Raw genomic sequence first — 12,880 nt, forward strand, 5'->3', positions numbered from 1 at the left:
TCTCCTTCAGGCAGTCAAACGTTGATGTTCAGCCACGGCGCGCGCCACCCAGACGCGGGCCTGGCCGAGGTAATGAGCAGGGTCGAGCAGGCGGTCGAGTTCTTCCGCGCTCAGCTCGGCACTGACCTGCGGCTCTTCACCCAGCACGGCGCGCAAATGGCGCTGTTCGGCCACGGCCCGCTGGCAGCATTGCTCCAGCAAGTGGTGGGCACGGTCACGGCCCAGGCGCTGGGCGAGCACGATGCTGACTGCTTCGGCCAGCACCAGGCCTTGTGTCAGGTCGAGGTTGCGGCGCATGCGTTCGGCATCCACTTCCATGCCTTCGGCGATCACCTGGGCCTGGCGCAGGGCGCCAGAGACCAGGCAGCAGATGTCCGGCAAGGTTTCCCATTCGGCATGCCACAGGCCGAGGCTGCGCTCGTGTTCCTGGGGCATGGCGGCGAACAGTGTCGAAAGCAGGCCCGGCACGCGGGTTGCGGCGCCGATCAGCACAGCAGCACCCACCGGGTTGCGCTTGTGCGGCATGGTCGAGGAACCGCCCTTGCCCGGCGCGGAAGGCTCGAACACCTCTCCGGCTTCGGTCTGCATCAGCAGGCTGACATCACGGCCGAACTTGCCCAGGCTGCCGGCCACCAGGCCAAGCACCGAGGCGAACTCCACCAGGCGATCACGCTGGGTGTGCCACGGCTGCTCGGGCAAGGTCAGCTTGAGTTGTTCGGCCAGCGCTTCAGCCACCGGCAGGGCTTTGCTGCCCAGGGCTGCCAGGCTCCCGGAGGCACCGCCGAACTGCAGCACCAGCAGACGCGGGCGCAGCTCCTGCAGACGCTGGCGATGGCGGGTCAAGGCACCGAGCACACCCGCCAGCTTCATACCCAGGGTCACTGGCGTGGCATGTTGCAGCCAGGTGCGGCCAACCAGCGGCGTGTCGGCATGCTGCAAGGCTTGCCGTGCCAGGGTCTCGGCGAGCTTGCCGAGATCGGCTTCGATCAGCGCCAGTGCATCGCGCAACTGCAAGACCAGCCCGGTATCCATCGCATCCTGGCTGGTGGCGCCCAGGTGCACGTAGCGTTCGGCTTCGGGCACACCACTGGCGATCACCTTGCCCAGCGCCTTGACCAGCGGGATCGCCGAGTTGCCGGCGGTGGCGATGGCATCGGCCAGCGCCCTCACGTCATAGCGTTCGGCCTGGCAGGCCGCCTCGATGGCCGCCACGGCACTGTGCGGCACCAGGCCGGCAGCGGCCTCGGCACGGGCCAGCGCGGCCTCGAAGTCGAGCATGCCCTGCAGGCGGCCACGGTCGGAGAACACGTCGCGCATGGCCGGCGCGGTGAAGTAGGCGTCGAACAGTTGGTTGCTCATGCAACGTCCTTAATCATCGTGGTGCAGGTATTCCGCCTGCTTCGGCAGGCGCAGGCTGAACAGGAAGGCAATCGCCATCATGGCCGTCACGTACCAGTAGAAGGTGTTTTCCATGCCCATGGTCTTCAGCCCCAGGGCCACATACTCGGCCGAGCCACCAAACGCTGCGTTGGCCACTGCGTAAGCCAGGCCCACGCCCAGCGCACGGACCTGTGGCGGGAACATCTCGGCTTTCACCAGGCCACTGATCGAGGTGTAGAAACTGACGATGCACAGGGCCAGGGTGATCAGTACGAACGCCATGAACGGGCTGCTCACGGTCTTCAGCGCCATCAGCAGCGGTACGGTAAAGATCGTGCCCAACGCGCCGAACAGCAGCATCGAGTTACGCCGGCCGATGCGGTCGGAGAGCATGCCGAAGAACGGCTGCATCACCATGTACAGGAACAGCGCGCCGGTCATCACGAAACTGGCGGTCTTCGCCGGCATGCCTGCCGTGTTGACCAGGTACTTCTGCATGTAGGTGGTGAAGGTGTAGAAGATCAGCGAGCCACCGGCGGTGTAGCCCAGCACGGTAATGAACGCTGCGGTGTGGTGGCGGAACAGCCCCTTGATGGTGCCGGCTTCCTTGTCCTTGCGGGTTTCGGCGCTGCTGGTCTCGTGCAGCGAGCGACGCAGCATCAGCGAGATCAGCGCGGCAATGGCACCGACCACGAACGGAATGCGCCAGCCCCAGGCGCGCAGTTCTTCCTCGGTCAGCAGCTGTTGCATGATCACCACCACCAGTACTGCCAGCAACTGGCCACCGATCAGGGTCACGTACTGGAACGACGCGAAGAAGCCGCGCTGACCGCGCAGGGCCACTTCACTCATGTAAGTCGCGGTGGTGCCGTACTCGCCCCCCACCGACAGGCCCTGGATCAGCCGCGCCAGCAACAGCAGCGCCGGTGCCCAGGCACCGATGCTCGAATAGGTCGGCAGGCAGGCGATCATCAGCGAGCCGAAGCACATCATCAGCACCGAGATCATCAGGGAATTCTTGCGGCCATGGCGGTCGGCCAGGCGGCCGAAGATCCAGCCACCGATCGGGCGCATCAGAAAGCCCGCAGCAAATACGCCGGCCGTGTTGAGCAGCTGCACGGTAGGGTCGTCGGAGGGGAAGAAGGACGCAGCGAAGTAGATCGCGCTGAAGGCATAGACGTAGAAGTCGAACCATTCCACCAGGTTGCCCGAAGAGGCACCGACGATGGCGAAGATGCGCTTACTGCGCTCTTCACCGGTGTAATAGGTTGAGGTCATGGCGGTTTTACTCCTGGAGGGGTCCTAGGTAAGTCTAGACATACCTAGTAACACACTCGTTCCGCTTGGGGACTGGCAATTGGCCTCTTCGCGGGCAAGCCCGCTCCCACAGGTTCGCGTTGTGCAGTGGGCAACGACAATCCTGTGGGAGCGGGCTTGCCCGCGAAGAGGCCGGTACAGGTCAAACCCGCTCGATGGCCAGCGCCAACCCTTGCCCAACGCCCACACACATGGTCGCCAGGCCCTTGCGCCCGCCGCTCTTCTCCAGCTGGTGAAGCGCAGTCAGCACCAGGCGCGCACCGCTCATGCCCAGCGGGTGGCCCAGGGCGATCGCGCCGCCGTTGGGGTTCACCTGCGGCGCATCGTCGGCCACACCCAGCTCACGCAGCACCGCCAGGCCTTGGCTGGCGAAGGCTTCGTTGAGCTCGATCACATCGAAATCATTCACTGCCACACCCAGACGCTCGGTCAGCTTGCGCACCGCCGGTACTGGACCGATGCCCATGACACGCGGGGCAACACCGGCGCTGGCCATGCCCAGTACGCGGGCACGTGGGGTCAGGCCGTGTTTCTTCACCGCCTCGGCCGAGGCCAGGATCAATGCCGCAGCGCCATCGTTGACGCCCGAAGCGTTGCCCGCAGTGACGGTCTTGTCCGGGCCGTTGACCGGCTTGAGCTTGGTCAGCGCTTCGAGGGTGGTCTCAGGACGCAGGTGTTCGTCGCGCTCGACGATGGTTTCGCCCTTCTTGTGAGCGATACGCACGGGCACGATCTCTTCAGCGAAGAAACCGGCAGCCTGGGCCGCAGCAGCCTTCTGCTGGCTGCGCAGGGCAAAGGCGTCCTGGTCAGCACGGGAAACCTTGTAATCGTCAGCCACGTTGTCGGCGGTCTCTGGCATCGCATCAACGCCATACTGGCTCTTCATCAGCGGGTTGATGAAACGCCAGCCGATGGTGGTGTCTTCCAGCTTCATGTTGCGCGAGTAGCCGCTTTCGGCCTTGCCCATGACGAACGGCGCACGCGACATCGACTCGACGCCGCCGGCAATCACGAACTCCATCTCGCCACTGGCAATGGCGCGGAAGGCCGTGCCGATTGCATCCATGCCCGAGGCGCACAGTCGGTTCAGGGTCACACCCGGGACGCTCTCTGGCAGGCCAGCCAGCAGCAGGGCCATGCGCGCGACGTTGCGGTTGTCTTCACCGGCCTGGTTGGCGCAGCCGAAGAACACTTCGTCGAGCTGGTCCCACTGTACCGAGGGGTTGCGTTCGATCAGTGCCTTCAGCGGAACGGCTGCCAGGTCGTCGGCACGCACGCCGGCCAGGGCGCCGCCGAAGCGGCCGATCGGGGTGCGGATGGCGTCACAGATAAATACTTCACGCATCAGGCTTCTCCTGCCAGGGGTGCTACGTTGAGCCCAGATTAAGGAGACTGAGGGGTCGCTACAATTCGATAATCGACTAAATGTGCGGTTATCGAACCAAATGTTGCCCTGCTATTCATCTCCGATGAAGGGGCCGCAATGCAGCCCCCACCTGATCAGGTCGCGTCGGCGTGGCTCACCAACCCTTTGACGATCACGCCCACCGTCGCCAGCGCCGCCGGCACCAGCAAGGCGGTCAGTACCTGCTCGAAGTTCCAGCCCAGGCCCAGCAGCGTCGCTCCGCTCCAGGCCCCGAGGATCGCGCCGAAGCGGCCGATGCCCAGCATCCACGATACGCCTGTGGCGCGACCTTGGGTCGGGTAGAAGCGTGCGGCCAGCGATGGCATGGCCGACTGTGCACCGTTGACACACATGCCGGCCACCAGCACCAGGGTGGCGAGCACGGTGATGTTGCCCAGGCTCTGGCCCACGGCGTAGGCAAACACCCCGGCCAGCAGGTAGAAAATGCCGATGACCTTGTGCGGGTTGAAGCGGTCCATGGCCCAGCCTACCCCTACGGCACTGAGCACACCGCCGAACTGGAACAGCGCACCGATGAACGCGGCCTGCTCCATGCTGGCGCCGCTGTCGCGCATCAGCGTCGGCAGCCAGCTGGTCAGCAGGTAGACGATCACCAGGCCCATGAAGTAGGTCAGCCACAGCAATACCGTGCCCAGGCCGTAGGTCCCTGAGAAGATCACCGCAAACACGTTGCGCGCAGCCACGGCCTTCTGCTCCGGCACACTGAAGCTGGCCGCTTGTGCCACCACCGCTGGCGCGATCGGCGCCAGGGTCTTGCGCACCTTGTCGTTACCGCGGTTGCGCACCACCAGGAAGCGCGCCGATTCCGGCAGCCAGACCATCAGCACCACGGCCAGCAGCAGCGGCAGCACGCCACCGATCACCAGCAGGCTGTGCCAACCGTAGGCCGGGATCATCTTCGCCGAGATGAAACCACCACCGGCCATGCCCAGGTTGAAGCCGCAGAACATGCTGGTCACCAGCAGCGACTTGAGGCGCTCCGGGGTGTATTCGGACAGCAGCGTGGTGGCATTGGGCATCCCCGCCCCCAGCCCCAGGCCCGTCAGGAAGCGCAGCACCAGCAGTTGGTCGACATTACTGGCATAGGCCGAGGCCAGGCTGAAACCACCGAACACCAACACCGCACCGACCAGCACGCCCTTGCGCCCGAAACGATCGGCCAGCGGCCCGGAGCCCAGGGCACCGAACACCATGCCGATCAACGCGGCACTCATCACAGGGCCAAGGCTGGCACGGTCGATGCCCCACTCCTGCGACAAGGCAGGCGCGATAAAGCCCATGGCCGCAGTATCGAGGCCATCGAGGAAAACGATCAGGAAGCACAGGATCACCACGCGCCACTGATAGCGCGACAGCGGTTGTTCATTGATGAACGACTGGACGTCGAGATTATTCCCGACAGCGTGAGGTTGGTTCATTGTTGTTATCCAGAAAGGGGGCACGGTCGGGCCACTGCACTTGGGTCAAGAGCACAGGGCTTGAATATCGAATAAGTGCGGCCTGAATCAGCCTGGATACAACGGTACTGCGAACGGGTGCGGCCGCGGCAGTCGAGTGACAGTGGTCATGGGATGCGCCTCTTATGTTTTTCTTGTATCGGTCGGCAGAGCCGACCGTTGCGAGAGACATTAATCAGCGATGGCGGGTGGCGCAATTCACCCGGAGCGACACTGTGCGTTTATCGAACAGGAAACAGTGTCGCCAACACCGTCAACCGAACAACTGGTGACAAAGGTCGCGGCTGGCCGCCAGCAGAATTGGCAGGAAGCGCTGCTCCAGCTCGCTGCGCGTCACCCGCCCGACGTGGGTGCTCACGTTCAGCGCTGCCAGCACCTGCCCGGACGCATCATAGATAGGCACGGCGATCGAGCGCAGCCCCTGCTCCAGTTCCTGGTCGACCACGCACCAGCCCTGCTCCCGCACCTGCTGGATGCAGGCGAACAATGACTCGGGGTCATTCAGGGTACGGCTGGTGCGCGCCTTGAGGTCGGCGCGGTCGAGGTATTCGCGCAGGCTGGTGTCGTCCATCGCTGCCAACAGGATGCGGCCCATGGACGTGCAATAGGCCGGCAACCGCCCACCAACCGACAGGTCGACCGAAATCAGCCGCTCCACCGTGGCCGAGCGGGCTATATAAAGAATGTCGTCGCCTTCGAGGGTGGCCATGTTGGCGGCCTCGTGCAACTGGTCGCTGATGCGGTCCAGATAAGGCTGGGCCGACACCGCCAGCGGCGTCGACGACAGGTAGGCATGGCCCAGGGTCAGCACTTTCGGCAACAGCGAATAGGTGCGCCCATCGGTGGTGGCGTAACCGAGCTTGATCAGTGTGTGCAGGCAGCGGCGCACGGCAGCCCTGGGGATTTCGGTGCGATGGCTGATCTGGGCGATGGTCAGGTGGCGCTTGCGCTCCTGGAAGGCCTGGATCACCGCCAGGCCACGCGCCAGGGAGGTCATGAAGTCAGGGTCACCGGTAAACGCCTGAATGCGCTTGGCCGGCGAGGCCACGATCGGCGGTGCCAGAGCGGGTGCGCTCGGGCGTATCGCCTCTGGGTTGGCAGATTCGTTGGCCGTACTTTCGTCGTTCATCGCTCACCTCAAAAAAATCGCTGGCTCGTGCGATTATCGAACGAACGGCCGATAATCGCAATTGACCGCCGACAAATTTACTTATACCTTTCTCCTGCCACATGTGGCTTCTTTGGAGAGACTGGTCAGGTACCCACCGTAGAAGTCCCCAGGCAACGGCCTCGCCTCGTGCGGGGCCGTTTTATTTCTGCTTTGCGGCAAAAATGTCAGCGAACTATTCAAGGTGTTGGTTGCTCAAAGTTTGTACAGGCCACCTGTGGCCTTGAAACTTTGCACGCTATTACATAAATATCCCTGTTTGGCGATTTACCGATTGCTATAATCGATTCCGCTGGCCCGGATCGACACTCCGGCAATGGAATACTGGCCCGGCTTTCATCCGCCAACCAGCACGTCGTGTGCATGGGCAACTTGCACCTGCATGCAACATCAGCCACTTCTACTCATTCAGGTATTACTGTGACGAAAGATGAACTGCGCGCGGAACTCGAGCGCCAGGCAGAACGTTACAAGGAAGTTTACGGTGGTGAAGTCACCACCTATGCCGCGCAACCGGAACCGGAACGCAAGCCTTGGCGCAAACGTGCCACCGTCCAGGACCAGGCCTTCAGCCAGGAACTGGAAAAAATGGAAAAGGAACTGCGCAGCGAGCAACCCTGAGCTGCCCGCTGCACCGCCCTCTCGTCGCAGGCCTTGCGCCCTCGACGCGGCCGATCTTTACCGAATGGCCGAGGATGAAATGGAATTACACAAATTTCATACGACCGTTTGAAGCCTTGCGGCGCCGAGCTTTTTCCAGAAATTTAACGAATTTTTGGCGATTTCTTGCTTTTTAACGGAACTTTTTCCGCCAGATCACGTCACCTGCTGGGCTGAGAGGGCGCTCACAAAGCTGCCATCGGTCAGCAGTGGGTGCATCGATTGCCAAGGTTTTCTGGCATAATCCCGCCCCCCTATGACCGCCAGACAACCTTCATGATCGATTTATTCAGCGGACTGGATGCCTGGGTATTGGTGAGCCTGCTGCTCGCCCTGACCTTCGTGCTCGCATTCGAGTTCATCAATGGCTTTCATGACACCGCAAACGCGGTAGCCACCGTCATCTATACCAAAGCCATGCCACCACACCTGGCCGTGTTCTTCTCCGGGGTGTTCAACTTCCTCGGCGTTCTGCTCGGTGGTGTCGGGGTGGCCTACGCCATCGTGCACCTGCTGCCGGTCGAGCTGCTGATCAATGTGAATACCGGGCATGGCCTGGCCATGGTCTTCTCGCTGCTGGCCGCTGCCATCACCTGGAACCTCGGGACCTGGTACTTCGGCATCCCCGCTTCCAGCTCGCACACCCTGATCGGCTCTATCCTCGGCGTGGGCCTGGCCAACGCACTGATCAACGACATCCCGCTGGGCGATGGCGTCAACTGGCAGAAAGCGATCGACATTGCCATGTCGCTGGTGGTCTCGCCGATTGCCGGCTTCGCTGTCGCCGCCCTGGTGCTGGTCGGCCTGAAATGGTGGCGCCCGCTGTCGAAGATGCACAAGACCCCGGACCAGCGCCGCAAGCTCGACGACAAGAAGCACCCGCCGTTCTGGAACCGCCTTGTCCTGGTGATCTCGGCCATGGGCGTGAGCTTCGTGCACGGTTCCAACGATGGCCAGAAAGGCATCGGCCTGATCATGCTGGTGCTGATCGGTATCGTCCCGGCCAAGTTCGTCCTCGACCTGAACAGCACCACCTACCAGATCGAGCGCACCCGCGACGCTACCCTGCACATGAGCCAGTTCTACCAGCGCAACGCCGCCACCCTGGGCGAGTTCCTGGCACTGGGCAAGGCCAAGTCGACCGACCTGCCGGAGCAGTTCAGCTGCAACCCGCAGCAGACCGAACCGACCATCGCCGCCCTGCAATCCTCCCTGCAAGGGGTGACCGACTACCACGCACTGGATGCCGAGAAGCGTGTCGAAGTGCGCCGCTATCTGCTGTGCCTGGACGACACCGCGAAGAAGGTCGGCAAGCTGCCTGGCCTGGACGCCCGTGAAAAGGCCGACCTCGAGAAGCTGCGCAAGGACCTGACCGCCACCACCGAGTACGCCCCGTTCTGGGTGATCGTGGCCGTCGCCCTGGCCCTTGGCCTGGGTACCATGGTCGGCTGGAAGCGTGTGGTGCTGACCGTCGGTGAGAAGATCGGCAAGCAGGGTATGACCTATGCCCAGGGCATGTCGGCGCAGATCACCGCGGCCTGCGCCATCGGCATGGCCAACGTGTTCGCCCTGCCGGTGTCGACCACCCACGTGCTGTCGTCCGGCGTTGCCGGCACCATGGTCGCCAACAAGAGCGGCCTGCAAGGCGGCACTGTGAAGACCATCCTGCTGGCCTGGGTCCTGACCCTGCCGGCCTCGATGGGCCTGGCGGCCGGCCTGTTCTGGCTGGCGTCCAAGGCACTGGCCTGAGCGATTCCGCTGCACTGAAAAAGGCCCTGTGGGATCGGCCTTGTGTCGCGATAGGGGTGCGAAGCGGCCCCAGGATCTATGCAAAAGCACAGATTGCTGGGGCCGCTAGGCGGCCCTTTCGCGACACAAGGCCGCTCCCACAAAGGCCGCGCTGCCTTCACTTCTTCTTGCCACCCAGCAACGACCCCATCAATCCACGCACCAGCTGTCGCCCCAACTGATTGGCCGCCTGGCGCACCGCCGACTTGATCGCCTGCCCCGCCGCACTCTGCAAAAACTCACCCGCCTTGTCAGTGAAACTCTCTTCGTCCGCCTTTGGCACTGGCGCCGGCTCCACCGCCTCACCTTTGCGCTGACTCAGCATTTCATAGGCCGACTCCCGGTCGATTGCCTTGTCATACCGCCCCAGCAAGGGTGACGCCGCAATCAAGGCACTGCGCTCTGCCGCACTCAACGGCCCGATACGCGATTGCGGGGGGGCGATCAGCACCCGCTGGACCATCGCTGGCGTGCCCTTGTCTTCCAGGGTGCCGACTAACGCTTCGCCAATCCCCAGTTCGGTCAGCACCGCCAGGCTGTCGAACGCCGGGTTCGGGCGGAAGCCATCCGCCACGGCCCGGAGCGACTTTTGCTCTTTGGCGGTGAACGCGCGCAGACCGTGCTGGATACGCAAGCCCAATTGGGCCAATACGCTATCGGGGAGATCGCCCGGCGACTGGGTGACGAAATACACGCCAACGCCCTTGGAGCGGATCAGACGAACCACCTGCTCCAGGCGGTCCTGCAGCGCTTTGGGCGTGCCGTTGAACAACAGATGTGCCTCATCGAAGAACAGCGCCAGCACCGGCTTGTCGGCATCACCACGTTCCGGCAACTGCTCGAACAGTTCAGCAAGCAGCCACAGCAAGAAGGTCGCGTACACCTTCGGTGCCTCATGCACCAGTCGGCTGGCATCAAGCAGGTGGATACGCCCACGGCCATCGGCATCCGGCCGCAACAGGTCCTCCAGTTGCAGCGCCGGTTCGCCAAACAACGCCTCGGCGCCCTGCTGCTCCAAGGTTGCCAGCCGGCGCAGCAAAGCCTGGGTCGAGCCAGTGGTCATCAACGCGCTGTCTTCGCCGAGCAGTTGCGGGTTGTCCTTCAGGTGCGCCAACAAGGCCTTGAGGTCTTTCAGGTCAAGCAGCAGCAAACCTTCGCGATCCGCCACCTTGAACGCCGCATACAGCGCGGCCTGCTGGCTGTCGGTCAACTCCAACAGATTGCCGAGCAGCAACGGGCCCATTTCACTGAGCGTGGTACGCAACGGATGGCCAGACTGCCCCGCCACATCCCAGAGCGTTACCGGATAGGCTTTTGGCGTGTGTCCCAGCCAAGGCATGCCAACGATCCGCTCGGCCACTTTGCCTTGTGGCGCACCGGCCGCACCCAAACCGCAGAGGTCGCCTTTGACGTCTGCTGCGAACACCGCCACGCCAGCATCGCTGAACACCTCCGCCAGGTGCTGCAAGGTCACGGTCTTGCCGGTACCGGTGGCACCGGCGACCAAGCCATGGCGATTGGCCAGGCGCATGGCTTGCTGAACTGGCTGACCGTTCGGGTCAGCGCCTACAACTATGGTCGAAGTATCCGACATCTCTCTAATCCCCCGCTCAAGCTTTGGCTTAATTCGGCCGATACCTTTGGGTGATATTCGCCTTAATAGACAGGAGCAACCGAAAAAGGACTTTTCGGGATGTTGCACTGTTTGCAGCGACACCGTGCGAACGCCCGATAAAAACCTTAGCGGAACCGATTACGCCATGAACAAAAACCTGCGTTTCAGCCACAAGATCCTTTTGGCTGCGTCATTGATCGTGATACTCGCCTTCAGCCTGTTCACCCTTTACAACGATTACCTCCAGCGTAATGCGATCCGCGAGAATCTGGAGAATTATCTGGCTGAAATGGGCGAATCTACTTCGACCAACATCCGCAACCTGTTCGATGGCCGTATCAAGCTGGTGGAAAACCTGGCGCAGAACATTGCCCAGCAACCGGCCAACGCCGAAACGCTGATGGGCCAGAATGCCCTGATTTCGAGCTTCCTCACGGTCTACCTGGGCAAGGTCGATGGTGGTTTCAGCGTACGACCGGACGCCAAGATGCCCGATGGCTATGACCCGCGCACCCGGCCTTGGTACAAGGACGGCATGAACGCCCAGGGTGCGATTCTTACCGAGCCCTACATCGACCTGACCACCAACAAGATGGTCATCGGCATCCTCAGCAAGGTTTCCAGCAGCGTCGGTGTGGTCGGTGGCGACCTCGCCCTCGATGGCCTGGTGCAGATCATCAACTCGCTGAACTTCGGCGGCATGGGTTACGCCTTCCTGGTCAACGACCAGGGCAAGATCCTGGTCCATCCGGACAAGGAACTGGTAATGAAGTCGCTGTCGGACCTGTTCCCGCAGCACACGCCGAAACTGTCCGGCGAGCTGACCGAAGTCGACGCCAACGGCAAGGCTCGCCTGCTGACCTTCACCCCGATCAAGGGCCTGCCCTCGGCCAACTGGTACATCGGCCTGTCGGTGGACAAGGACAAGGCCTTTGCCATGCTCAGCACCTTCCGCACCTCGGCGGTGATCGCCACCCTGGTAGCAGTGGTGATCATCATCGGCCTGCTCGGCCTGCTGATCCGCGTGCTGATGCAGCCACTGCACACCATGACCCGCGCCATGGAAGACATCGCCGAAGGTGAAGGCGATCTGACCAAGCGCCTGAGCATCCATAACCACGACGAGTTCGGCATTCTCGGCAAGGCCTTCAACCGCTTCGTCGAACGTATCCACGGCTCGATCCGCGAAGTGTCGTCGGCGACCGAGCAGGTCAACGAAGTGGCCTTGCGCGTGATCAGCGCCTCGAACTCGTCGATGGCCAATTCCGACGAGCAATCCAACCGCACCAACAGTGTCGCTGCGGCCATCAACGAGCTCGGCGCCGCCGCCCAGGAAATCGCCGGCAATGCCGCCCAGGCCTCGCAGCACGCCAGCTCCGCGCGCCTGCTGGCCGAGGAAGGCCAACAGGTGGTGGAGCGCAACATCGCCGCGATGAACCGCCTGTCCGACCTGATCGTCACCTCGAGCGCGCACATCGAGACGCTCAACAGCAAGACCGTGAACATCGGCCAGATCCTCGAAGTGATCACCAGCATTTCCCAGCAGACCAACTTGCTGGCGCTCAATGCCGCGATCGAAGCGGCCCGCGCCGGTGAGGCCGGGCGTGGTTTTGCCGTGGTCGCCGACGAAGTCCGCAACCTGGCGCATCGCACCCAGGAGTCGGCGCAGCAGGTGCAGACCATGATCGAAGAGCTGCAGGTCGGTGCCCGCGAGTCGGTCGACACCATGGGCCAGAGCCAGCGTCACAGCCAGGACAGCATGCAGATCGCCAACCAGGCCGGCGAGCGCCTGGACAGCGTGACCGTGCGCATCGGCGAGATCGACGGCATGAACCAGTCGGTGGCCACCGCCACCGAAGAGCAGACCGCCGTGGTTGACTCGATCAACATGGACATCAACGAGATCAACATGCTCAACCAGGAAGGTGTCGAGAACCTGCAGGCCACCCTGCGCGCCTGCTCGGACCTGGAACAGCAGGCCTCCCGCCTGAAGCACCTGGTCGGCAGCTTCCGCATCTGACCGTCAGACCGCGTCGCCTGCTTCGCGGCTGAAGCCGCTCCTACAGGAT

Annotated in this window: 9 protein-coding genes and 1 pseudogene; 4 read left to right on the forward strand and 6 right to left on the reverse strand. The window is 62.8% G+C overall.

The window, feature by feature from the left end:
- Positions 1 to 6: 6 nt before the first annotated feature.
- The 5 genes from N430_RS09005 to pcaR all read right to left on the reverse strand — a co-directional run bounded on the left by N430_RS09005 (position 7) and on the right by pcaR (position 6,709).
- Positions 7 to 1,359, reverse strand: a complete 1,353-nt coding sequence (locus N430_RS09005) for a 3-carboxy-cis,cis-muconate cycloisomerase (protein ID WP_110635976.1) — start codon at positions 1,357 to 1,359, stop codon at positions 7 to 9.
- A gap of 9 nt (positions 1,360 to 1,368) precedes the next feature.
- On the reverse strand, positions 1,369 to 2,658 hold the full coding sequence (locus tag N430_RS09010) for an MFS family transporter (RefSeq protein WP_110635973.1): 1,290 nt from the start codon (positions 2,656 to 2,658) through the stop codon (positions 1,369 to 1,371).
- 181 nt (positions 2,659 to 2,839) lie between these two features.
- Entirely contained in the window at positions 2,840 to 4,045 is a 1,206-nt protein-coding gene (gene pcaF, locus N430_RS09015) for a 3-oxoadipyl-CoA thiolase (RefSeq protein ID WP_178083378.1), read from the reverse strand.
- 152 nt (positions 4,046 to 4,197) lie between these two features.
- On the reverse strand, positions 4,198 to 5,541 hold the full coding sequence (locus N430_RS09020) for an MFS transporter (protein ID WP_110635967.1): 1,344 nt from the start codon (positions 5,539 to 5,541) through the stop codon (positions 4,198 to 4,200).
- Positions 5,542 to 5,833: 292 nt separating this feature from the next.
- Positions 5,834 to 6,709 carry a pca regulon transcriptional regulator PcaR gene (gene pcaR / locus N430_RS09025; protein ID WP_178083375.1) on the reverse strand — a complete coding sequence of 292 codons (876 nt, stop codon included), beginning with the start codon at positions 6,707 to 6,709 and terminating at the stop codon, positions 5,834 to 5,836.
- A gap of 459 nt (positions 6,710 to 7,168) precedes the next feature.
- Between pcaR and N430_RS09030 the strand changes: the two genes are divergently transcribed.
- Together N430_RS09030 and N430_RS09035 are read left to right on the forward strand one after the other, a co-directional pair.
- Positions 7,169 to 7,369 (forward strand): hypothetical protein, encoded by a 201-nt coding sequence (locus N430_RS09030; RefSeq protein ID WP_027917930.1) that lies wholly within the window; start codon positions 7,169 to 7,171, stop codon positions 7,367 to 7,369.
- Positions 7,370 to 7,684: 315 nt separating this feature from the next.
- Complete coding sequence (locus N430_RS09035; RefSeq protein WP_079226693.1) at positions 7,685 to 9,157, forward strand: inorganic phosphate transporter; 1,473 nt, start codon at positions 7,685 to 7,687, stop codon at positions 9,155 to 9,157.
- 157 nt (positions 9,158 to 9,314) lie between these two features.
- Here the strand turns inward: N430_RS09035 and N430_RS09040 are convergent, their stop codons facing one another.
- Positions 9,315 to 10,790, reverse strand: a complete 1,476-nt coding sequence (locus N430_RS09040; RefSeq protein ID WP_110635964.1) for a helicase HerA-like domain-containing protein — start codon at positions 10,788 to 10,790, stop codon at positions 9,315 to 9,317.
- Between the two features lie 166 nt (positions 10,791 to 10,956).
- On the opposite strand from N430_RS09040, the pseudogene N430_RS29970 reads away from it, so the two are divergent.
- Both N430_RS29970 and N430_RS29975 read left to right on the forward strand, forming a co-directional pair.
- Positions 10,957 to 11,973: pseudogene (locus tag N430_RS29970) on the forward strand (cache domain-containing protein); the annotation flags it as partial.
- Positions 11,974 to 12,066: 93 nt separating this feature from the next.
- A complete protein-coding gene (locus N430_RS29975) occupies positions 12,067 to 12,831 on the forward strand; it encodes a methyl-accepting chemotaxis protein (RefSeq protein WP_371922770.1) in 765 nt (254 codons plus the stop codon).
- The last annotated feature ends 49 nt before the right edge of the window (positions 12,832 to 12,880 follow it).

The sequence above is a fragment of the Pseudomonas sp. CC120222-01a genome (genome assembly GCF_003097235.1).
GTDB lineage: Bacteria > Pseudomonadota > Gammaproteobacteria > Pseudomonadales > Pseudomonadaceae > Aquipseudomonas.